This window comes from Saccharopolyspora pogona (assembly GCF_014697215.1).
GTDB classification, from domain to species: Bacteria; Actinomycetota; Actinomycetes; order Mycobacteriales; family Pseudonocardiaceae; genus Saccharopolyspora; species Saccharopolyspora hattusasensis.
The window spans coordinates 9,368,217-9,395,061 of record NZ_CP031142.1 but is presented as its reverse complement, the minus strand read 5'-3'; the positions used below and the strand labels follow the sequence as shown (position 1 = coordinate 9,395,061).

The 26,845-nt window shown below is 64.3% G+C and carries 1 protein-coding gene; it reads right to left on the bottom strand.

Annotation, left to right across the window (positions count from 1 at the left end; all coding sequences use genetic code 11):
- Positions 1-31 precede the first annotated feature (31 nt).
- Complete coding sequence (locus tag DL519_RS43950) at positions 32-26,845, bottom strand: WXG100-like domain-containing protein (RefSeq protein ID WP_190823639.1); 26,814 nt, start codon at positions 26,843-26,845, stop codon at positions 32-34.

The window sequence follows — 26,845 nt, the reverse complement described above, 5'->3', positions numbered from 1 at the left end:
CGCAACCCGCGCAGCCATCCTGCGAAAATAATCACTGTGTTGGTGAGTCGGCAAGATCCGATCCACCTCCTCCGGTTCTGCGTTCGTTGCCCCCCCGCTCCGGATCTTCCTCAGGCGTCTCCGTTCGGCTTGGTCCTGGCGTGGCTGCCCACCTGATCAACGGGGCGGGGTGTGCCCCCTCTGCATAACGCGGCTCGGCCCAGCCGTTGAACGCCGCCCGCAACTCCGGACCGTGCTCGACCAAGCCCTCACCCGAATCACGGCGGTACCAGTGACCGGTCCCCTTACCACCAACGAACGTCGGCAGCATACGACCGTCGGGCATCACCACCGTTTTCGTAGCGTGAAACGAACCATCCTCGGTCAGCCACACATCACCATCAGTCCCCCAGTCCGCCGTCGTACCCAACGCCTCCGCAACCCGGTCGGCGAACGAAGCCCCACCCTCCGGCTGCCGGAACGCACCACAACCCACGAACGCCAACGGGAAACCAGGCACAAAATGCTCGTTCTTCCACATCTCCTCGGCGAAGTCCTCAGGCGTGACCCTCCGGCCATCCCGCAACTCCGCACGCCCATCCTCCGTGACATGCACAGCCACCACCTGCACACCCCGCAACCCCCGCGCCAACCCCCGCACCAACCCCGCCACGTGCGCAGCCTGCTCACTGTCACCAGAGGCAAAAAACAGCAACGGCTCCACCCACGGCACACCAGCCAACTCCGCCATCGGTTCGTTCACCAACCGCGGCCGACGCCGCCCACTGGCATCCACACGGCACACCACCCACCTCGGCCCCCGACCAGGAAGATGGACCCGCGCCAACACATCCGCACTACTACGCCCCTGCATCTTGGCGATTACATCAAGAGACACAACCACATCGCCATGCCCCAGCACCACCAGCGTCTTACCACCCTCCGCAGCCGCGTAGGACGGCGACCGCGTCCACGCCGTGTACTCGACGCTTTCCGTCGACCCCAGGATCTCGAACCTCACCGGCGTGCGATGCACACCCCCCGGCGAGACAGAGTCCAGCCGCCCGTCAAGCCGGCTAGTCGCGCCCGCCAACGACACCAAGTGACGCATGTCCGCTTCCTCGAAGCGGATACCGTAGTCGCGTTCAAGGGAATTCCTGACGGAGTCGGAAAGACTATTCAAGTCGACGTGCGACGACTCGGGATCGAGTTCGTGCGCCAACCGCGCCAGGTCGTGCAGCGTCTCCATCCTGGGCCGCTGGCCAAGGCCGTGCACCACGTCCATCAGCTCGAGCCAGCGACGAATCTCGTCGATCTCCACAGTCCCGGGCGACCGGGGTTCCTGCGGTCCGGCCGAAGAGTTGGACACCGGCCCCGGCAGCTCGGCGACCAGGATCCGAAGATGGTCAACCGGCCGGGCATAAAAGTCAGCACGTCCGCGGCCGTCCCCGAAACCGGCATCGATCAACGTCCGAATCCGCCGCATCCACAGCGAAGCCTCGTCAAATCCGGACAGATCCGGATCTACCTCCCAGTACAACCCCGCCAAATCCGTCAGGGACTGCGGGTAATCAGCCGGCAGACCAGTCCCGTCTCCAAGCCCGATCTCCCGCGCCAGCCCCTCCCAACCATCGCTGCCATCCGGGTTGAACCGCACAGCAATCCTCGTCACCAACGAAGGCAGGACCACGTCGTTCAGTCGCGCTGGCGACTCCGCCGGCTCCCTGACCACCCAAGACCGGATGTCTTCGAACGAAGACAGCACGCGTGCGGCCCACTCCGCCGTCTGTTCGTCCGCGGTGTCCTCGAGCGCGGTCAGCCTGTCGTTCATTCGCCACCAATACCTGTCGGCGTTCCACATCGCCTCCAAAGCCTGCTCCGGGCCGTTCGTCCACATCGCCGCCAACGCCTGCGCCGGATCGCCGTCGTCCGCAAGTACCTTCCGCGCCATCCCCGCCAAATCCACCAGGTCAAGCAAGTCCAAACGGGTGGCCTGCCCACCGGATCGGCCTTCGAAGCCCGCCACCATGTGGGCTAGGTACCCAAACGAAATGTTCGACGACTCGGGATCAAGCTGGTTAACCAACCACGCCAGGGCATGCAGCGTGTCCATGTCCGCCATCCCGCGATACAAAGGCTTTGCCAGCCGTATGACTGGGAACAGCCGCCTGTGGCCCACCAAATCCTCGCCGATCCGATCAACGAGCGCGTGGTAGCCACCAAGGTTTTGCGCCACGTCCATTCGCTCGAGCCAGTGACGAATCTCGTCGATCTCCACAGTCCCGGGCGACCGGGGCTCGTCCTGTACGGTCTGAGGGTTGAACACCGGCCCGGACACATCGGCCACCAGGCTCCGCAGATCGTCAAACCCCAGGGCGTAGAAGGCGGCACTGCCGCGGCTGTCATCGAAGCCGGCGTCGATCAACACCCGGATCCGACGCATCCACAGCGGAGCCTCGTCAAATCTGGGCAGAGCCGGGCCTATCTCCCAGTACAACCCCGCCAGATTCGCCAAGGACTGCCGGGCATCATCCGGCAAACCAGCTCCGTCCCCGACCCCTACCTCCGCCGCAAGCTCGCTCCAGCCGCCCTCAAAGCCCTCAGCAATCGTTGTTATGAATGGAGTCAGGACCAAGGCGTTCAGGCGCGCCTGCGACTCCGCCGGCTCCCTGACCACCACAGACCGAGCGTCCTCGAGCCCAGCCAGCAACCCCCGGGCCCACTCCGCCGTCTGGTCGTAACGCGCGGTCCTCTCGAGCTCGGCCAGCCTGTCCCCCATTCGCCGCCAACGCTTGTCGGCGTTCCACATCGTCTTCAACGCCTTCTTCGGATCGCCGTCGACCTGACCACGGTCCTTTCGCGCCCTCCCCACCAACGACACCAGGTCACGCACTTCCAAAGAGCCGACGTCCCAAGTAGATCGGCCTTCGAAGCCCGCAACCATGTTGGTAAGGGATGACAGCAACAAAATGGTCGACGAATCGGCATCAAGCTGGTTGGCCAACCACGCCAGGCTATGGAACGTTTCCACATCCGGCGTCTCGATGTACAAATCCTTTGCCAGCCGTATGACCGGGAACAGCCGCCTACCACCCACCAAATCCGCGCCGATCGCGTCGACGAGCTCGTGGTAACCGCCAAGGTCGTGCACTACGTCCATCAGCTCGAGCCAGTAACGAATCTCGTCGACGTACACATCCCCGGGCGGCCGAAGCTCCTGCTGTCCGGTCTGAGGGTTCAACTCCGGCCCGTACGCATCGGCCGCCAGGCTCTGCAGCTCACCCATCGTCCGCTTATAGAAGACAGCACCCTCCCCGCCGTCCCCGAAACCAGCATCGATCAACACCCGAACCCGCCGCATCCACAGCAAAGCCGGGTCAAATCCGAAAAGATCCGGAGCTATCTCCCAGTACAAGCCCGCCAAGTTCTCCAGGGACTGCCGGTAATCAGCCGACAGCTCGGTCCCGTCCCCAAGCCCGATCTCCGCCGCAACACCGCTCCAGCCGCCCTCAAATCGCTCAGCAATGCCCGTCACGAACGACGGCAGGACAACAGCGTTCAGATGCGCCTGCAACTCCGCCGGCTCCCTGACCACCACAGACCGAGCGTCCCCGAACCCAGCCAGCACTCCCCGGGCCCACTCCGCCGTCTGTTCGTCGTGTTTGCCACGCGCGGTCACCTCGAGCTCGGCCAGCCTGTCCCTCATTCGCCGCCAAGGCTGATCGGCGTTCCACATCGCCTCCAACGCCTGCACCGGACTGACCCGCTGACCCCCATCAGCATCGGCATCGGCATCGGCTTGAACGGAACCCAGCCGACCAAAGACCTCTCGCGCCCTCCCCGCCAGCCCCACCAGGTCACGCACGTCTAAACCGTCTAAACCGTCTGAACCGTCTGAACCGTCTGAACCGTCTGAACCGTCTGAACCGTCTGAACCATCTGAACCATCTGAAACGTCTGAAACGTCTGAAGGAGACGCATTCCTACCGGCTCGGCCGTCGAAACCCGCCATCATGTCGGTAAGGGTGACCCACGAAATATTCGACGACACGGGATCAAGCTGACCGGCCAACCACGCCAGGTCGTCGAACGTTGTCTTGTCTGGTGTCGCGCCATACAACTGCCTCGCCAGCCGTATGACCGGCAACCCGCGCCTGCCGCCCACCAAATCCGCGCCGACCTCACCAAGATGGATCACCACGCTCATCCGCTCGATCCAGTGACGAACCTCGGCGTCGGACACATCCTCCGGCTGCGGATTCTCGTGCTGACCCGTCACACGGTTGAACACCGGCTCCGCCAGATCAGCCACCAGCCCCCGCAGATCGCCAACCGACCGGTCATAGAAAGCAGCACCCTGCCTGCCGTCTTCGAAGCCGGCGTCGATCAACGCCCGGAGCCGTTGCATCCGCGGCACATCCACCGCGGCCGACTCGCCCCCATCGAAACCGACATCCCACGCCAACTCCGCCAGAGACCTCAAAGCCTCCCGGAAATCATCCGCCCCAACAACCAGCCCGACCTCCCCCGCCAGCCCCTCCCAACCATCCCCACCCTCCCGCGCGAACGGCCGAGCAAGCCCCGCCACCAACTCCTCACCACCAGGAAAAGGCAGCTGCAGCGGCTCCGCGCGGAGTCGATCCGCCTCCTCCCAGAATTCGAACATCAGATCCTCAAGCGGATCCACGTTCTCCTCAGATTCCTCGATCAGATCGTCAAACCTCTGCCCATACGACCGTTCACCCACCGGGGCGCGCAGGTGCACCCAGTCCGGACGCAGCCCGCTCTGGTCTTCCGGCAAGCGAAGGTCATAGGGGCCCACCTCCGGTTGCCCATCGCCGTCCGGCCGAGTCGACTCCCACCTGCCGTTGGGCGGCAAAACCGGAAGCAACCGACCACCATCACCCACATACGCGCCGGCAACCATCGAAGCGAACCCACCGGTACCCGGACCGAACCACACCATGTCCCGCGTCCAGCGAACCTCAGACCCCAACTCCTCATCCAACGCCCGCGCAAACGCCTCGGAGACCCCACACGCATACAGCCACACCACAGCATCCGGATCCCAGTTCGGCGACCGCCGAATCACCCCAGCCAACGTGCGCGCATCCACCGACCGCCCATCCACCACCACGCCACCCTCACCATCACCACGCACCGCCACCACAAACCGGCCATCCCGCAACGGCAACTCCCGCACAGCGGCACGCACATCCTCACCCACATCCGAGGACACAATCCCCGCCCGAATCACCTCCACCCCCGGCACCGGCCCACCCGCCACGTCCAGCCCCTCCACACCAGCGCCCGAAACCCCAGCCAACCCAGGCCCCCGCAAACCCGCGCCAGCAGATGAAGACGCCCCCGCACCAGACGATTCCGCGCCCCCCGTCAGCTTCGAAGCCGTTCTCTTCCGCCCACGCGGGACTGCGTCGTCCTGCCCCCTCTCCTGCCGCGCGTCGCTCACCAACCCCTCCAACACCCCCCGCTCGGCCTCGATACGCCCCGCCAACTCCCCGATCTCCGCCCGCACAGCCCCAATACGCCCCCGCAACGAATCCAACTCCAGACCCTCACCGGCATTCCGCGCCGGCAACGCCGCCAATTCCGCCTGCCGAGATTCGGCCTGCTCCAGCGACGTCGCCAACTCCGCCTGCCGAGCCCTGTGCTGCTGCAGCGACTCCCGCGCCTCCGCAACCCGCAGCTCTCGCGCCACGTCGCGCAGCGTCCCGATCCCCAGCCGCTCGCCGTACAACTGGTTTGCCCTTTGTATGACCGGGAACAGCCGCCTACCGCCCACCAAATCCTCGCCGACCTCACCGACAACCGCGCCGACACCACCAAGATCGTGCACCACGTCCATCCGCTTCAGCCAGACATGAATATCAAAGACCCCCACAGGCTTGGGCGACCGACGCTCCCGCTGTCCGCGGTGAGGGTTGAACATCGGCTCCGACAGATCGGCCACCAGGCTTCGGATATCATCACCCGTCCGGGCATAAGAGGCAGCACCCGACCTGCCGTCAGCGAAGCCCGCGTCGATCAACATCCGGAGCCGCCGCATCCACGGCACAGCGTCGCGAAATTGGTAAAGATGCGGATCTATCTCCGGGAACAACCCCGCTAAATTCACCAGGGACTGCTCGAAATCAGCCGGCAGATTAGTTCCGTCCCCAAGCCCTACTTCCGCCGCAACCTCTCTCCAGCCACCCCCAAACCGCTCCGCAATCCTCGTCACAAACGGAGTCAGGACAACGGCGTTCAGGCGCGCCTGCGACTCCTCCGGCTGCCTGACCACCGCAGACCGAGCGTTCTCGAGCTCACCCAGCAACCCCCAAGCCCACTCCGCTTCCTTTTTGTCACGCCCGGGCGCCGCGAGCGTGGCCAGGCTGTCCTTCATTCGCCGCCAAGGCTTATCGGTCTTCCACATCTCCTCCAAAGCCTTCTTCGGATCGCCGTCGACCCGACCAAGGACCTCTCGCTCTCGCACCCTCCCCGCGAACTCCACCAGGCGACGCGCGTCCGAAGGAGATATGGCATACCCATCGGCTCGGGCTTCGAAACCCGCCACCATTTCGGTAAGGGACGCCCATGAAATATTCGACGACACGGGATCATGCTGGTTGGCCAACCACGCCAGTCCGCGCAGCATTTCCATCCCCGGTTGTTCGTCAGGCATAAGGTTTGCCAACCGTATGACCCGAAGCAGCCGCCTGCCGCCCACCAAATCCTCGCCAATCTCACGCACAATCGCGCCGACACCGCCAAGATCGTGCACCACGTCCATCAGCTCGAGCCGGCGACGAAGATCCACGATCCCCACATACCTGGGCGCCCGAAGCTCATGCTGTCCGGTCTGACGGTTGAACGCCGGGATCGGGTTGGACAAATCGGCCACCAGCCCCCACAGATCGCCAACCGACCGGTCGTAAAAAGCAGCACCCACCCTGCCGTCATCGAAACCGGCATCGATCAACATCTTGAGCTGTCGCATCCGCCGCAAAGCCCGGTCAAATCCGAGATCCAGATCGATCGCCCAGTGCAACCCCGCCAAATTCTCCAGGGACTGCCGGTAATCAGCCGGCAGACCAGTACCATCCCCAAGCCCTACCCCCTCCGCAAGCCCGCTCCAGCCACCCTCAAACCGCTCAGCAATCCCCGTCACGAACGACGGCAGGACAACGGCGTTCAGACGCGCCTGCAACTCCGCCGGCTCCCTGACCACCACAGACCGTTCGCGCTTGAGCTCAGCCAGCACTCCCCGAGCCCACTTCGCCGTCTGTTCGTCGTTTTCGTCACGCGCGGTCACCTCGATCTCGGCCAGCCTGTCCCTCATTCGCCGCCAAGGCTTATCGGCGTTCCACATCGCCTCCAAAGCCCGCTCCGGACTAACCCGCTGACCCCCATCGGCATCGGCATCGGCATCGGCATCGGCTTGAACGGAACCCAGCCGGCCAAAGACCTCTCGCGCCCTCCCCGCCAACCCCACCAAGTCACGCACGTCTGAAACGTCTGAAGGGGACGCATACTCACCGGCTCGGGCTTCGAAACCCGCCACCATGTCGGCAAGGTACACCCGTGAAATATTCGACGACACGGGATCAAGCTGGCTTGCCAACCACGCCAGGTCGTGGAACGTATCAATGTCCGGCACGTCCTCGTACAACTCGTACGCCAGATCCGCGACCCGGAACAGCCGCCTGCCGCCCACCAAACCCGTGCCGATTTCACCGACGAGCTCGTGGTAACCACCAAGGTCGGACACCTCGTCCAACCAGTCGAGCCAGCGCCAAATCTCCTCTTCCGACACATCCGCCGGCCGTCGAGGCTCGTGCTGACCCGTCACACGGTTGAACACCGGCTCCGCCAGATCAGCCACCACCCCCCGCAGATCGCCAACCGACCGGTCGTAAAAAGCAGCACCCACCCTGCCGTCATCGAAACCGGCATCGATCAACATCTTGAGCTGTCGCATCCGCCGCAAAGCCCGGTCAAATCCGAGATCCAGATCGATCGCCCAGTGCAACCCCGCCAAATTCTTCAGGGACTGCCGGTAATCAGCCGGCAGACCAGTACCATCCCCAAGCCCTACCCTCTCCGCAAGCCCGCTCCAGCCAACCTCAAACCGCTCAGCAATCCCCGTCACGAACGACGGCAGGACAACGGCGTTCAGACGCGCCTGCAACTCCGCTGGCTCCCTGACCACCACAGACCGTTCGCGCTTGAGCTCAGCCAGCACTCCCCGAGCCCACTCCGCCGTCTGTTCGTCGTTTTCGTCACGCGCGGTCACCTCGATCTCGGCCAGCCTGTCCCTCATTCGCCGCCAAGGCTTATCGGCGTTCCACATGGCCTCCAAAGCCCGCTCCGGACTAACCCGCTGACCCCCATCGGCATCGGCATCGGCATCGGCTTGAACGGAACCCAGCCGGCCAAAGACCTCTCGCGCCCTCCCCGCCAACCCCACCAAGTCACGCACGTCTGAAACGTCTGAAGGGGACGCATACTCACCGGCTCGGGCTTCGAAACCCGCTACCATGTCGGCAAGGTACACCCGTGAAATATTCGACGACACGGGATCAAGCTGGCTTGCCAACCACGCCAGGTCGTGGAACGTATCAATGTCCGGCACGTCCTCGTACAACTCGTACGCCAGATCCGCGACCCGGAACAGCCGCCTGCCGCCCACCAAACCCGTGCCGATTTCACCGACGAGCTCGTGGTAACCACCAAGGTCGGACACCTCGTCCAACCGGTTGAGCCAGCGCCAAATCTCCTCTTCCGACACATCCGCCGGCCGTCGAGGCTCGTGCTGACCCGTCACACGGTTGAACACCGGCTCCGCCAGATCAGCCACCAGCCCCCGCAGATCGCCAACCGACCGGTCGTAAAAAGCAGCACCCACCTTGCCGTCATCGAAACCGGCATCGATCAACATCTTGAGCTGTCGCATCCGCGACTCATCCACCGCGGACGACCAGCCGTCATCGGACCAGAGTCCCGACCACGATTCCGCCAGATACGTCAAGGCCTCCCGGAAACCGTCCGCCCTAACATCCAGCCCGACCGCCTGCGCCAGCCGTTCCCAACCATCGCCGCTACCCCGTGCGAACAGCGGAGCAAGCCCCGCCACCAGCTGTTCACCACTACGAGGATGCAGCGGCGCCGCGCGGAGTCGATCCGCCTCCTCCCGGAATCGCTGCAGCATGTCCTCAAACGGATCCACCTCCTCCTCCGGCACGGCAGCCCGTTCGCCCACCGGGGCGCGCAGGTGCACCGGGTGCGGCAATCCCAACCCACTCGGTGTTTCCTCATCGAGCGGAATCGCATACGGCCCATGCTCCACCGGCTCATCGACCCCAGGAATGCGCTCCAGCCACCTGCCGTTGGGCGGCACCAGCGGCCGCAACACACCATCCGCCGTCACCAGCGTGGTCACCATCGCGACGAAATCACCAGTGCCTGGCCCAATCCACGTCAACCCATCCACACCATGCCGCACCCGTGAATTCAGTAACTCCTTCACCTCGTTCACGAACGCCGCCGACAACACACAACCGAACAACACCACCGACGCCCCAGCGTCCGGATCCCAGTTGGGCGACCGGCGGATCACATCGGCCAGCGTGCGCGCATCCGCCGACTGCCCATCTACCATCACCCCACCAAGACCATCACCACGCACCACCACCACAAACCGGTCACGTCGAGACGATATCCGCAGCGCAGCGCCAAGAAGAAGACCATCGTCGGAAAGCCCGGACCGCACGAACAAGCCAGCCGGAACCGGAACCGCACGGGGCTCCTGCCGCAGCACGCTCTGGAAAACACCGACAAGACCATGCAGATCGAATGCCGCACCCTGCTCAGAGGCCCCGCCGGCACCGCTGTCATCGGTGCGGACCACCGAAACCCTGGGCGCCTCGCCGAGCAACTCCGGCAACCCGACGCCCCGAACCATCGTCCTCAATGGACCATTTGCGTCCGGATCCCCCAGCGACACATCGCGCGCGAGGGATTCCAGACCCGACTGCAGCGCTTCCAAATGCAGCACATGGCGCCCGTCCTCCAAAGCCCAGCGCACGTTCGCCGGTCCCCGGTAAGGCGCGGCCTCCGCTATCACCACCCGCAATCCCGGCCGGTCCTCGCCCGGCAACTCCACCAAAAGCGCGGCAATCCGGTCATAGGCACTCCACAGCCCGGACAGCACCGAATTGATCCGGTCCGACACCCAGCGCGAACCAACTTCCCGCAACATCTCGGGTCCCGACCGAACGGCAACGAAATGCGCCGCGACGCTTCGGACGTCCTCATGAGACACCGGAGCGCCAGCGGGCAGGCCGAGGAAGTCACGAACAACACCCCGCAGGCTGCCCGGGGCCACCCCCGTCTCACCCAGGCCCGGAATGGCTTCCGTCAACGCACGGGCCACCTCCCGGGCGTACCGCACATCCGCCACCTCCAGATCCTCGGCAATGCGGACATCGGCAAGCACCGCCGCCAACGCGCTAAGACGAACGATCCGACGCCGATCAGCGGCACGCAACTCACCATGCCCATCCACGCCGGGCGCGTCGCGGCCGAACCGCAGGACCAGCTCGTCGGACAGCATCAACGCCTCACGCGCCTCCATAACCTCCTCGGCCAGCGCCACAGCGCGGGTGTGGAGTTGCTCCAGCCGATCCACCACCAGCGCATCCGCCGGCCGCCACGCGACCTGCACACCAGCAACCCACGCCATCTGGCCGGCCAGTTCCCGGAGATCCTGCCGGTACCAACTCGGCAACGGCGCGAAATCCTCCGTCATCCGCGCCACAGCATCCCGCAACGCCGACAACTCGCTCTCGCCACGATCAGCCACCGCGTCAAGCTCAGAATTCCAGGCCCGCTCCAGGCCCTCCCACGACACCGCTCCCTCACGCGCCTCCGACATCATCAGATCGGCCAGATGACGCACATCGTCATCAGTCACCGCACGCACAGCAGCACCCCCGAAACGATCCTCCGGACCGAGACGCTCCGCCCACAACTGAACCACCGACCGCAGATACCCGGCCAACCCCGCTTCGTCCAGATCGGCAGGCATCGGACCGAGCCGGTCATCCGCACCCCGCACCCGCAACATCTGCAAGTACGGCCTGAGCCGATCAATGTCAGCGGCCTGCCGCAACTGATCCAGAGTCGGCCGGTCACCATCCCTGTCTATCGCCAACCGCGCAACGTTGGCCAACCGCGCCCACACCCGATTCACAGTGTCGCGCAGGTTCTGCCGATCCCGTGCCCCATACCGTGAATCCACGCCAACCGCTTCGGCCACAGCGCGTCCGCCACCGTGCTCCTGCGCCAACTCCACCAGCACGGCTACGGCAGGATCGCCCACACCGGCGCTCGCCTCCTGGACCAGCCATTCACCGGTGACCTGGAGATCATCCAACGAGGTCAGACGAGAACGGTCGGTCGGCCGCCAAGGCGTCCTTATCTCCTCCCGGACGTTATCCAGGAAAACATCGACACGAGCCAGCAAGCCCACCCGGTTCGCCTCCAGCCGCACACGATTGGCCGTCAACCGGCCGGCAATGGACTCCAGAGCACGCAGCGCCACACTGCCGGGAATTTCCACACGGGCCGTCTGAGCGTGCCAAACATACCGCAAGGTTTCAAAGTTGACCTCACCCCAACGATCCTTCGCGGATTGGGTGAGCGTCACCAGCTTCTGCACGTCTGCATCGGACACCGGACGTTCGTCAACCGGGTTGAAGTCCCGCACCATCTGCCGCACATGATCGATCGTCACGCTCTCGCCAACACCCCGATCGTGGCCTCGAACCGCGTCGAACAAACGACGAACATTACGCAAGTCCAAGACAGAAGGCGCACCTCCAAACGCGGCACTGTCGCGCAGATCCAACATCAGCCGGGCAATATTGACCAAACGCTGCCCATAACCACGCACCCACCGCGAACCGAACCAACCGAAACCCCGCTCCTGATGATGCAACCCGATCGCATCTGCCAACGCAGCCCGACCACCCGCGACACCCGCGTAATACTCCACCACGCCGCGCGCCTCTTCCGCACGGTCCACATCAGTCGAACCCGTCGCACCATCCGCGCGACTTTCCTCGACATCCTCCGGACCATCGCTCGGCTCAGCCACCGCACCAAAACCCGCCGAATCCACTCCATCCGAATCCGACTCCCCCTCCGCCGAGTCGAAGAAACTCCCGGTGCCACCGGTCGCCGCATCACCCGACACATGCGTAGTGGACTCCGACCGCGTGTCCCCAACGGTCTCCGACCCCGGATCGTCAGCGGACTGCGACAGCATGTCCCTAACCGGGGCCGGCCCCGCGCCCGCACCTGATCGTCCCGCTGCCTGATCCTCCGTAAGCCAAGACTCCGACACGTCCGAATCCGACGAGTCGCCAGCCAAGAACTCCTCATCAGACCGCGCACTCCGACCACCAGACTCCCGCAATCCACTGGAACGGTACGACGCAGACTGCCCCCGAGCCGTGTGAGCAGTTCCCGTCGTGGCCGTAGACGCCGTCTGCGGATCGGCCGGAGTGGTCTCCGGTTCGGGACTACTCCGACGAGCCGATTCCCGCTCGATCTCCCCGCCCCGCTCGGCGGTTTCCCCGCCAATGGTCTCCGGGCGATCGGCTGCGCGCGCGTCCGCTCGGTCGCCCGAGTACCCGGATGCCCGGTAGTTCTCCGCGTCGGCGGCCGAGGCTGCCGGGTCGGCGGAGTCGCGCGACTCCAGGTACTGCACAGCGCGTTGGTGACCGTCCTCGCCGAGCACGATGCGCAGGACCACGTCCAGTGTGCCCCCGGTATTCGCCAGGAACGCGGCCCGCACCTCCTGGACGGCGGCCGGATCCCCGCGCAGCTCGGCCAGCTCACGCAGCACGGCGCTCTCGTCGACGGGGTCCCGCGACAGCAGGTGATCCAACGCCCGCGCCCGGCGCTGCGGGCCCGGCACCAGCACATCCGGACGCAGTCCCTGCGAAATCGCCACTTCCTCGATCCGCCACAGGTTCCGTGGCAGGAACGCCCGCTGCTTGCCAGTCATCAACCCGTCATCGGGTATGTAGGAGTTCTGCGAGCTGTGCGGCCGGCCGGTAGCGGTGTCGGTGGGCATTGGCGCATCGGCCCGGTTGAACAACAGCCGGTTATCGGCCTTCGGGCGCTCCTGGAGGTCGCCGACCTTGTCCCTGCGCAACCGCTCGAAGAAGTCGGGCGAGAGCCCCAGGTGGAAACCGACCGTGGCGGCGAGGCCATACCCGCTGGCCCGAAGGCCCCAGGCTCTCGGCTCGCCGGTTGACTTCTCCTTGAGGTCGACGCGCAAGTTCGACTCTGCCCAGTTGTCGCTGAACTCCAGATTGACGAAGTACCGCGAATCCGGGTGCATCCGCTCGGGATCGAACAACTCCGTGACCCCGCTGATCGCGCGGGCCTTCAGCTCATCGACCTCCCGCTGGGCATCAGCGAGCCGCTGCTTCGACTCGTCCGCCTCCACCCGCAACCGCCGCGCCTCATCCCGCAACGCAGCATCGTGCGGTTCGCGTGCCGCGTCCGTCTCCGCTTCGGCGGCCGACCGCTCGTCGGCACCCACCTCCTCCCGCAGCGGATTCAGATACTCGTCCGTGTCCAGGTACGTCCGGACCGTGTACTCCGGCAGTGACACACCGTCCGCGGTCTGCCGCCGCCCGAGCTGGTACTCCCGCCGCTCGGCGTACTCATCGGGTAGACCGAGGTAGTGCCCGAGCTCGTGGGCGAACGTCGAGCCGAACTCGTACGGGTTCCAAATGAGCTGGTTGGTACCTGCCTTCGGGTCGGTGTCGAGAAAGATCGACCGATGTGCCTCCGCCGGGTCGCCGACAAACTCCAGCCGGAAGTGGAACTGATCGCCGGAATGCGGCATCCGGTAACCCCGGTTGAACAGCTCATCCACCGAACCGGCGGCGCGCCGCTTTAGGTCGTCGATCACGTCCTGCCGCTGATCCAGCTCCACACCGGCCTCGTGCGCCTTGTCCCGCTGTGCGTCGGCCCGCTGCCGAGCGGCATCGGCGTCGGCCTGCGCACGGCCAAGCACGGCGGCGTTGTCCGGCGACGAATCCAGTCGCTGTACGAGTCGTCGGACGGCGACCTCGGCATTGTCGGCGGCGTGCTCTGCTTCCTCGGCAAGCCGCAGTTCACGCTCGGCGCTCTCCCGGAACGGCGCCAGGAACACGTCGGACTCCAGGTGCGCCTTGAACGTGAACTCCTGCACCCCACGACCCGGCGCCACCTCAAAGCGCCGCCAGTCGTAGCTGACTAAGCCCTTTACGGTCACCAATTTGTCGGGACGGCTGGACATCCGGACATCCCTGGTCTCGAAGGCCACTGAGCCATCCGGAATCGTATTCCGCAAGTGTTCTTCCCACGCGCCGGGCTTCAGCGGGCTCGGCAGCGGGTCGAACCACGACGCCTGCCGCACCTGGGTGTGCTGCCAGGCGCGGTCCTCGACCCCGGGTTCCTTCCCACCGCGCCACAGGGCGTCGTAGTAGGCGGCCTCCCGGGGGCCGGCCGCTGGCTCGGTTTCCCCGCCCCGCTCGGCGGTTTCCCCATTGGCGGTCTCCGCCCGATCGTCCGCCCGCCGCGACGCGCGGACCTCCTCATCCGGGTTCTGGTGGCTCCGCCCGGATGCGCCAGTGACCGGCTCGCCAGATCCCCACCCGCCTGCGCCAGCCACCGATGCCGTCTCCGGCCCCGCGCCCGGAATCACGGCCGATGCCGCGAGCCTCAGACGAAGCAGTCGCTGCAGAAACGCCTGCGCATCCGCTATCCGCTCCTCTATCTGACCTTCATTCGTCAGCAGCCGATGCGCGACCGCATCCCGCAATTGATGATCACCCTGTATTTCCCCGAAATGCTGGTAGAACTCGCGGACCACACCATCTTGACCGTACCGATCTTGCAGCCGCGCTAACCCGCCGAGTACTATGTCGCCAATCGCCCACAATTCCTGCATCGCGTAATTTCGGTACTGCCCCCGCAACTCCTCAACAGCAGCGGCAGCTTCCTCTACCCGAATACGGATCGTTCTGACATGCACCCCATTTAGATTCGACCACGTCTCGATCAGGTCTTCATATGTGTTCTGCACGTCAGCGTCCACCTCCGCCTCCGCCAAAATCTGCCGCAGAGACCTCGCCGCAGCATCCAAATTGGAGGTCAGCTGCTTCTTGACAACCCTAAAAACATTGCGACCCCAATCCTCGGATCTGTTGAACCGAGCCCCCAAAACGGCGGCGGTGTAATCCCCGCGAAGCGCCTCCTCAAACGCCTCGTTTCGCAGCACCTGGTTGACAGCATCATCGTTCATCAAACCACTAAGCGCCTTGCCAACCTCCATGCGCTGCCGATAAATCTGCTGTGCTTCAGATCGATTGTTTCCAGGCGCCGGGGTCGCCGTGGCGGGACGCAAGTTGTCGGCAGTACTCGGGTTCGCACGGCCGCTCAGGTCACCAGCCAGGTAACAGATCAGTTTCCACCGCAACTCCTGCACCTGCTGATCATCCTGCGGTTTCATCAACTCGCGTGTCATCACATCCCGGAACGGCTGGGACTCCCGGAGAGGCCCCAAGACGTCGTCCGCGGCAACGTACAAACCGTCCACGAAACCTTGACCTGGGTCGAAGGCCAACTGCCGCAACTCCCGACCGGCCTCCGCGAATTCCCGCCTTATCAAGCTTATCCGAAAAGTAACGCTCGGCGCTGGATCACCATCGACCCCCCGCACCATCGCGGCAGCAGCCTCCGCCTGATTCCCAGCATGATCCGCCTGCCAACGCTCCTCTTCCGCTCTCACCTCCTCGATCACGTCGCGAGTCAAACCACTCACCGCCACGCCGATATCAGGATCACCAACGTCATGGGCCAGATAGCCGGCCAGTTCCACACGCACCGCCTGAGCACCGTGCCCGTCATCATCCGGATGCTCGCCCAACCAGTGCGCCAGCACATCCCGGAACCGCCAGGACACCCTCAGCGGCCCCAAAATCCCGTCCGCATCATCCAACAACGGGGCCACAGCATCTTGACCCACGGTCTCGCGCCACTCATTCAACTGCACCTCGGCCCGCTCAAACCGCTCGTCCCAGTCCCGCAACGCCAACTCACGTAGTTTTCGATTAAATTTTGGAATGCCCTTTTTGTCATCCGCCGGATGACTCAGCAGGTGGTGCGCCATCACTTTCCCGAGATCGTCACGGCCTTCAAGAGCTCCCATGTTCGACTTCACTTTATCGATCAGACCGTCTACGCCTACATTCACCCCGCCTACCAAAACTTCCCTTTCCGCTTCGCGCATCCTCTGCAGCCCAGCGTTCGCGTCAGTGATCAACCCACGCAGCTCGGCTGCCGCAGAAGACTCCCCTGATCGTCCCGCTGCCTGATCCTCCGGTCCCGCTCCGGCCCGGACACTCAGCCCCGTGCCCCGCGTACCCAGCCCGTCCGCCAACGCCCGGGAAAACTCCACCACCTGGTCCTCGTGATCACGGCCGAGCTCGTGGTGCTCGGCCGCGACCAGCGCCACCACATCCTGCAGCGACACGGCAGCATCCCCACGAGCCAACCGCCGGACGTCATGCGTGCCCTGCACAATCCGCCCCACCACCAACTCGTCATCAAGCTCCCGCGATTCACCGGAGCGGTGCGACTCCGACGGCTCCGCGTCTCCCCTCAAGCTCTCAAGCCGCTTCAGCAACTCGTCCCGTTTCGCCTTGTTCAAGCCGCCCTCGGTGTCATCGGTCTCCGCATCCGACACATCCTCAGCGGACTCCGACCGCGTGTCCTCAACGGTCTCCGACGGCTCCGGCCCCGCGCCCGCACTCACCGCCATCGCCAGGTGGCTCAGACGATGCAGTTGGTCCAGAAACGCCCGAGCATCCTCGCTATCATCCCCATTCGTCAGCAGCCGATGCGCGACCGCATTCTGCAATTGATCATCCTGCATTCGCCCGAAGTGCCGGTCTACGTCAGCGAACGCGCGGGCCACCGGACCTGGACCATGCACAGCGTGCCACTGCCATAACCCGCTGATCGCTGTCTCGTAAATCTGCTGCATTTTCAATATCGCGTTATTTCGGCGCTGCTCCCGCAACTCCTGAACAGCAGCGGCAGCTTCCTTTACCCGACGACGGATCGTTCTGGCATGCACCCCTTTTAGATCCAACCACTTCTTGATCTTGGCTTCATATTCGTTCCGCAGGTCAGTGTTTGCCTCCGCCTCCGCCAAAATCTGCCGCAGAGACTCCACCGAATCTTGCAAATCGGAGATCAGCGGCTTCTTGACATCATCAAGAACTTTGGCACCCCAATTCACGGCTCTGTTGAACCGATTTCCCAAACCGGCGGCGTTGTAATCCCCGCGAAGCGCCTCCTCAAACGCCTCGTTCCACAGCACCTGGTTGAGAGCATCATCGTTCCGCAAACCACTAAGCGCCTTGCCAACCGCCGCGTGCCGCCGATAAATCTGCTGTGCTTCAGATCGATTGTTTCTAGGCGCCGGGGTCGCCGTGGCGGGACGCAAGTTGTCGGCAGTACCCGAATCCGCACGGCCACTCAGGTCACCAGCCAGGTAACAGATCAGTTTCCACCGCAACTCCTTCACCTGCTGATCAGCCCGCGGTTTCATCAACTCGCGTGCCATCACATCCCGGAACGGCCGGGACTCCCCGAGAGGCCCCAAGACGTCGACCGCGGCAGCGTACAAACCGTCCACGAAACCTTGATCTCGTTCGCGGGCCAACTGCCGCAACGCTTGATCGGCCTCCGCGAATTCCCGCTTTATCGCGCTTATCCGCGAAATAACGCGCAGCGCTGGATCATTATCGACCCCGCGCACCATCGGGGCCGCAGCCTCCGCCGGGTTGCCAGCACGATCCGCCCGCCAACGCTGCTCTTCCGCTCTCACCGCCTCGATCTCGTCGCGAGTCAAACCACTCACCGCCACGCCGATATCAGGGTCACCGGCCAGGTAACCGGCCAGTTCCACACGCAACGCCTGAGCACCGTCCGAGTCACCCGGATGCTCACCCAACCAGTGCGCCAGCACATCCCGGAACCGCTCCGACACCTTCAGCGGCCCCAAAATCCCGTCCGCATCAGCCAACAACCGGGCCACAGCATCTTGACCCGCAATCCCGCCCCACTCAACCAACTGCTCCGCGGCCCGCTTGGACCGCTCCTCCCAGACCAACCGCATCGGCTCATTTCGGCGCTGCTCCCGCAACTCCTGAACAGCAGCGGCAGCTTCCTCTACCCGACGACGGATCGTTCTGGCACGCACCCCATTTAGATCCAACCACTTCTCGATCTTGGCTTCATATTCGTTCAGCAGGTCAGTGTCTGCCTCCGCCTCCGCCTCCGCCAAAATCTGCCGCAGAGACTCCACCGAATCTTGCAAATCGGAGATCAGCGGCTTCTTGACATCATCAAGAACTTTGGCACCCCAATTCACGGCTCTGTTGAACCGATTTCCCAAACCGGCGGCGTTGTAATCCCCGCGAAGCGCCTCCTCAAACGCCTCGTTCCACAGCACCTGGTTGACAGCATCATCGTTCCGCAAACCACTAAGCGCCTTGCCAACCGCCACGTGCCGCCGATAAATCTGCTGTGCTTCAGATCGATTGTTTCTAGGCGCCGGGGTCGCCGTGGCGGGACGCAAGTTGTCGGCAGTACCCGAATCCGCACGGCCACTCAGGTCACCAGCCAGGTAACAGATCAGTTTCCACCGCAACTCCTTCACCTGCTGATCAGCCCGCGGTTTCATCAACTCGCGTGCCATCACATCCCGGAACGGCCGGGACTCCCCGAGAGGCCCCAAGACGTCGACCGCGGCAGCGTACAAACCGTCCACGAAACCTTGATCTCGTTCGCGGGCCAACTGCCGCAACGCTTGATCGGCCTCCGCGAATTCCCGCTTTATCGCGCTTATCCGAGAAATAACGCGCAGCGCTGGATCATTATCGACCCCGCGCACCATCGCGGCAGCAACGGCAGCAGCCTCCGCCTGGTTGCCAGCACGATCCGCCTGCCAACGCTCCTCTTCCGCTCTCACCTCCTCGATCTCGTCGCGAGTCAAACCACTCACCGCCACGCCGATGTCAGGGTCACCGGCCAGGTAACCGGCCAGTTCCACACGCAACGCCTGAGCACCGTCCGAGTCACCCGGATGCTCACCCAACCAGTGCGCCAGCACAATCCGGAACCGCTCCGACACCCTCAGCGGCCCCAAAATCCCGTCCGCATCATCCAACAACCCGGCCACAGCATCTTGACCCGCAATCCCGCCCCACTCAACCAACTGCTCCGCGGCCCGCATGGACCGCTCCTCCGCCGCCTTCACGGTCGCGATACGCTCCCGCAGCGCCTCCAAAATCGCATCCCGAACCGGATCGAACGCCCGCCCCTGCAACGACGCCTCCAACGCCGCCTTCCGAGCCTCCAACTCCTCCAGCCTCACCCGCCCTTCCTCAATCAGCTCAGCCCGCTCCTCTCGCTCCGTCTGGTGCTTGGCACCACCCGCGGCTTCATCCACCGGTACCGCAGCATCTGACTGTGAAGGCCCGCCGCTTTGGCCCGAACTCCAATCCGCCGCAGACTGCCCTGCCCATCCCGCTGCCTGATCCTCCGGCCGCGGAGCCGCACCCGGCTCCGGACCCGCGCCCGCACTGATATGCGTCAGCCCGATCATCTGGCGCCGCAGCTGTGCACGCAGTCGCTCCGCAGCAGTTTCATCATTCGGGAACGTCAGGTACTGATGCGCCATCAGCACCCGCGCCGTCTGATTCTCCCCAAGCATCGCGCCCAAAATGCGGACCGCGCGCGCAAACGCCTCGGCCCGCCTACCCGAGTCAGCCCCCGCCAACTCACTCACCGCAACCCTGAAAGCACCACCGTCCACAACAGACCCCACGGCGGGCAATGTGTTCCCCGACGGCTCCGCGTCTCCCCTCAAGCTCTCAAGCCGCTTCAGCAGCTCTGCCTGTTCCGTCGCATCGAAGACGCTCGCGGTGTCATCGGTCTCGGCATCACTCGCCACATCCTCAGTAGTGGACTCCGACACCAGGCCCCTACCCGGCTCCGGCCCCGCGCCCGCACTCACGGCCGATGCCGCGAGCCTCAGACGCTGCAGTCGCTGCAGAAACGCCTGCGCATCCGCTATCCGATCCTCTATCTGACCTTCATTCGTCAGCAGCCGATGCGCAACCGCATCCCGCAATTGATGATCACCCTGCATTTCCCCGAAATGCTGGTAGAACTTGCGGACCACACCATCTTGACCGTGCCGATCTTGCAGCCGCGCTAACCCGCCGCGTGCTGTCTCGTAAATCCCCCACAATTTCTGTATCGCGTAATTTCGGTACTGCCCCCGCAACTCCTCAACAGCAGCGGCAGCTTCCTTTACCCGACGACCGATCGTTCTGATATGCACCCTATTTAGATTCAACCACTTCTCGATCAGGTCTTCATATGTGTTCTGTACGTCAGCGTCCACCTCCGCCGCCGCCAAAATCTGCCGCAGAGAGCTCACCGCAGCATGCAAATTGGAGGTCAGCTGCGTCTTGACAACCCTAAAAACACTGTGACCCCAATTGTCAGATCTCTTGAACCGAGCCCCCAAATCGGCGGCGGCGGTGTAATCTCCGCGAAGCGCCTCCTCAAACGCCTCGTTCCACAGCACCTGGTTGACAGCAGTATTGTTCCGCAAACCACTAAGCTCCCTGCCAACCGCCACGCGCTGCCGATAAATCTCCTGTGCTTCAGATCGATCGGCTTCAGGCCCTGAGGTCACCGCGGCGCGAACCAAGTCGCCGCCAGTACCCGAATCCGCACGGCCACTCAGGTCACCAGCCAGGTAACAGATCAGTTTCCACCGCAACTCCTGCACCTGCTGATCAGCCCACGGTTTCATCAACTCGCGTGCCATCACATCCCGGAACGGCTGGGACTCCCCGAGAGGCCCCAAGACGTCGACCGCGGCAGCGTACAAACTGTCCACGAAATCTTGATCTCGTTCGCGGGCCAACTGCCGCAACGCTTGATCGGCCTCCGCGAATTCCCGCTTTATCGCGCTTATCCGAGAAATAACGCGCAGCGCTGGATCACCATCGACCCCGCGCACCATCGCGGCAGCAACGGCAGCAGCCTCCGCCTGATTCCCAGCACGATCCGCCTGCCAACGCTCCTCTTCCGCTCTCACCTCCTCGATCACGTCGCGAGTCAAACCACTCACCGCCACGCCGATTTCAAGGTCACCAACGTCATGGGCCAGATAGCCAGCCAGTTCCACTCGCACCGCCTGAGCACCGTGCCCGTCATCCTGATGCTCGCCCAACCAGTGCGCCAGCACATCCCGGAACCGCCAGGACACCCTCAGCGGCCCCAAAATCCCGTCCGCGGCAGCCAACAACCGGGCCACAGCATCACGACCCACGATCTCGCGCCACTCATTCAACTGCACCTCGGCCCGCTCAAACCGCTCGTCCCAGTCCCACAACGCCAACTCACGTAGTTTTCGATTAAAATCTGGGGTGCCCTCTTTGTCATCCCCCGGATTACTCAGCATGCGGTGCGCCATCACGTTCCGGAGATCGTCACGGCCTTCAAGAGCTCCCATGTTCGACTTCACTTTATTGATCAGACCGTCTACGCCTACATTCACCCCGCCTACCAAAACCTCCCGTTTCTCATCGCGCATCCTCTGCAGCCCAGCGTTCGCGTCAATGATCAACGCACTCAGCTCGGCTGCCGCAGAAGACTCCCCTGATTGCCCCGCACTCACGCCCATCGCCAGGCGGTTCAGACGATGCAGCCGCTCCAGAAACGCCCGAGCATCCTCGCTATCATCCCCATTCGCCAGCAGCCGATGCGCGACCGCATTCCGCAATGAATTCTGCATTCGCCCGGAGTACCGGTCTACCTCATCCAACGCGCTGACCACACGATCTCGACCGAGTTCAGCCTCCAACTGCGCTAACCCGCGGTTCGCTGCTGCGAGAAGCTCCCAAAATTTTCGTCCCGCGTCATTTCGGCACCGCTCCCGCAACCCCCGAACAGCAGCATCAGCCTCCACCACCCGACTGTGCATTTCGACCGTCGAAGTAGGCAACAACCGCAACGCAATCTGGGATTCATATTCGTTCCGCAGGTCAGCGCCCGCCTCCACATCCTCCAAAATCTGCCGCAGAGAATCCGCCGCAGCTTCCAAATCGGATCTCAGCTGCTCCCTCATAACAGCAATCACATGAGTAACCCAATCCGTACTCCTATTGAACAGAGCTCCCAACTCTGCCCTGTTGTAACGACCCCGGCGCAGCGCCTCAAGCGCCTCCTTACGCGTCTCGTTTCGCAGCACCCGGTCGACAGCATTCTCGTCCGGCAAGCCACTCAGCGCCTTGCCAACCTCCACGCGCCGGCAATACTTCTGCATTGCTTCAGATTTATTGTTTCCAGGCCCCGGGACCACCCTGGCGGAAAGCGAGTTGTCGGCAGCACTCGAGTAAGCACCGCCACTCTGGTCACCAGCCAGGTAACGGACCAGTTTCCGCCGCAACTCCTGCACCTGCTGATCATCCCGCGGGTTCGTCATCAACTGACGTGCCATCACATCCTGGAAGGGCCGTGACTCCTTAAGGGGCCCCAAAACCTTCTCCGCGGCAGCGTACAAACGGGCCACGCGGGCACCTTGACCTTGTACGTCGGCCAACTGCCGCAACTCCCGACCGGCATCCGCGAACGTCCGCTGTACCGAACTAACCTGATAAATAACGATCAGTCCCGGATCAACAACGCCCCCACGCGCCATCGGGGCAGCAACGGCCCCAGCCTCCGCCTGATTCCCAGCACGAACCCTTTGCCAACGCGCCTCTTCCGCTCTCACATTCTCGAACGGGCCGCGACGCAAACCACTCACCGCCATGCCAATGCCAGGGTCCCCGTCCAGGTAAGCGGCCATGTCCACTCGCAGTTTCTGGGCACCGTGCCAGTTATCCAGATGCTCGCCCAACCAGTGCGCCAGCACAAACCGGAACCGTTCCGACACCTTCAGCGGCCCCAAAATCCCGTCCGCATCAGCCAACAACCGATCCCGAGCCTCATGACCTGCGATATTGGCCCATTCATCATCCAACTGCGCCCTTGCCCGCTTGTATCGCTCGTTCCAGTCCGCAGCCTCCCGCAAGTACTGCTCGTCTGCCAGCATCCTCCCCTGGCTCGACTCGATCTGGTCCAACTGCTCCTGGGTCCAGCCTTCCTGCTGCACCGCATTCCTCCCAGCAGCGACCTGGGCACGCACATCCGGACGGAAATACGCCGGCAACGCCGCCAAATGCCCCTCCATAAGCCCGACCAACCTCGCGAACTCAACAACCACAGCCGGCGCAGCTCCCGGCAAACTCACAGCAGCGGGCCCACCACCAGACGAGGGCCCTTCCCCAGCAGACAATTCCGCAACGTGCTGCTTCGCAGCCTTCCTCTTCCGATACGCTTTCTGGCGTGCCGCGTCCTGTTGGCGCAACCAATTTTCCTGCGCCTCAATCTCGTCGAACTCCTCCTGCGCCGTCTCTATATCCCGCTGCAGCGCCTCCCACTGCCTCCGCATCCCCGCATCCGACCCCGCCTGCACGGCCCCATCCCACCCCGGCGACGTCTCCAACGAAGCCTGGGCAGCCCTAGCGTTCTTCAGCGACTCCTGCAACTGCGCCATCCGCGCACGCCGCTCCGCCTTAGTATCGATCCGCCTCTTCCGGTCTTTTGCATTCCACGTTGTCTTCTTTTCCTTAGGCGTGTCGGTCTGGCTTGGTCCTGGCCTGCCCGTCTTGATCACCCGGGCCGCGTGTGCTCCCCCCGCAAAGGGCTGCACAGCATCCGACGAAGATCCCGACGCACCGCCGATCGCCACGTCACCGGACTGCCCAGCCTCCGCGTTACGCACCAACGCACTCAGCTCGGCTGCCGCAGAAGACTTCCCTGATCGTCGCGCTGCCTGATCCTCCGGTCCCGCTCCGGCCCGGACACTCAGCCCGCTGCCCCGCGGACCCAGCCCGTCCGCCAACGCCCGGGAAAACTCCACCACCTGGTCCTCGTGATCACGGCCGAGCTCGTGGTACTTGGCCGCGACCAGCGCCACCACATCCCGCAGCGACACGGCAGCATCCCCACGAGCCAACCGCCGGACGTCATGCGTGCCCTGCACAATCCGCGCCGCCGCCGTCTTGTCATCATCCGACCAGCCCTCGTGCTTCGCCCGGGCGATCTCGCGGCCCAAATCCGACGGCGACCACTTCTCCACCGGTATCCCACCGGTATCCCGCGTCATGTCCGCCCCGGACGTGGCCGTTGCCGCGGGCTGTACCTCCCCGACCACCGAGGTCGTCTGGGCGGCCGGTGTCTCGTCCGGGGCCACCGTCTTCTCACCGGCGACCGGAACCGCTGCCGAGGCCTCCGCCAGACCGGACAACTCCTCGCGTCCCCCGGCCGGCACCGCAGCACCGGGCCCGCCCACCGGCCTGGGACGAGAACCATCCGCCGCGAACACCGTCCACCGCGACCCGCGCCCCTCCGGCCCCGGCGCCACCGCGACAACATTCCGCCCCAGGCCCCGCGCCAGAGCCGAACCCTGACCCAACGACACCACCACACCCGCACCCGCACCACCGTGGGCGACCAGCACCACAGGACCGCCCGCAGAGCCCGCAACACCATCCCGCACGAACCCCACCAACCCGCCACCGGCAACCACACTCGCCGGCACCGGCACCCGCACCGCGTCCGCCGGCAGGCCCGCAGGCAGTACCGCCACCGGGTCCTGCTGCAGAGACGGCACCGCCTGCGACCCCGTATCCGCCGGCAACACCGCCGAATCCGACGACACCGCAGCATCCAGACGATGCGAATCCCCACGCCCCGCAACCGAATCCACACCAGAACCATGCGGGATACCCGCCGGGGACCTCTCCCCCACCGAATCCGGCGCCTGCGAGTCCAGCACATCCACCGGCCGGTCCCCAGCCACACCAGGACCATCCACACCGCGACCGTCCACACCAGACACCCCAGGCACAGCCCGATCACCGGGCACGCGCTGATCGCCGGGAACGCGCTGATCGCCACCGGCAACCGGACTGTACGGCGGAGGCGGCGTCACCGGCCTGTCCGGACCAGAACCCGGTGTCTCATACGAATATGCCGGCGGCGGCGTACCCGGCCGGTCCCGCCCGGAACCCGGCACCACCGGAACACCACCGGTCGCGTCCCCGCCCGGCCTGCCCGCGCCGTCCTTGCCGTACGCGCCGTCCGTGCCGTCTTCAACAGCGGACACCACGGGGTCTTTGCCGGAGGGCGCCGACATCGCGTCCGAGTCCACCTTCCCGGTGCCCGACACCGGGAAAACAGTGTCCACATCCGGGGTGCCGGATGGGTCGAACACACCGTCCTTGCCGTCCTTGCCGTCCTTGCCGACCACGCCATCGGGAGCCGGAACCGAACCCGACACCACCGGAACCCCACCGGATAGCACCGACACCGCATCCGAATCCACCGACCCGGCCGAGAAAACAGAATCCACATCCGAGGAGGCATCCGATCCATCCGATCCGTCGGAGGCGTCGGAGGCGGTGAACACACTGCCCGGGGAGCCAGGAACCTCACCTGTCTGCGACCCGGAAGCGTTCTCCAGCAGCGGGGTCTTCTCCCCACCCACCGCATCACCACTATCACTGTCCCGACCGTGGCTGGTGTCGTCGAGGTACGGGCTCGGGCCTTCCGGCACCAGCTTGCCCCGCAACACCAACCCCGCCAGATTCCCCACACCACTGAACACCGACTCGAACACACCCGCCGTCACCGAGAACGGGTTCCACGTCACCTCCTGACCCGTGGCCGCCAGATACCCCACCTCCCCGAACAACTCCGACAACGCGTTCTCCAACGCCTCCCCCACGCCATGCCCGAACCGTGCCAACCACATGCCCCGCACCGACATCCCCGCATAAACATCCAGATGCTTCGCCACCACATCCGCGAAGCGCGCCATCGCCGACACCGGATACAACTCCGCATGCTCGGCCACCGCCCGCCTCACCGCCGCCTCCAGAATCGCCTTATCCACCTCATCGCCCAGCCCCCGCACCAGCACCTTCGTCAACGCGTTACTGACCAGACCGCCTACCGCCGACAACGGCAGCGACACCAACGCCGAAAACGCCCCCATTCCCGCCGCCTGCTCGCTGAGCTTCCCGTCCCACTTCTCACCCGACTTCTCACCCAGCATCTGCAACTGGGCCTGCAGATCCGGCAGCACGTTGAACGCCACACCACCGGCCGCCGCCATCGCCAACCGCATGAACAACTGACCCCACCACCGCGACAACAAAAACCGCATCACCGCCATCCGCGCCGCCAGCCACGCCATCGACGCACCACCGGTCGCCCCCGCCATCGCCACCGCCCACGCCATCTCCAACAACAACAATTCCAAACCATAAATCGTCACCAACTTCAAATACCGCACCTGCCGCGCCAGATCCCGCACGAACACCGCCAACTCCCGCAACGCCCCCTCACCCGAGGCCAGCAACCCATCGAAAACCTCCAAACCCCCCGCGAACCGGTCCGCCGCCTTCCCCGAAAACTCCGTCCGCACCTTCCCCACCAACTCCGCCACAAAACCCCCTACCTCTCCCACCCCCACCGCACCCGACTCCAACGCATCCGCCACCGCGAACAACCCACCCTCATCCGCATCCGTCATATCCTCACCCGTCAACACCTGAAAAAGCCGCCGCACCCCCTCCGGCACCATGATCGACGAAAACAT

What these genes read in the sequence shown, in the direction of transcription:
- DL519_RS43950 (WP_190823639.1), bottom strand. Translation starts at nt 26,845, where the DNA reads ATGTTTTCGTCGATCATGGTGCCGGAGGGGGTGCGGCGGCTTTTTCAG.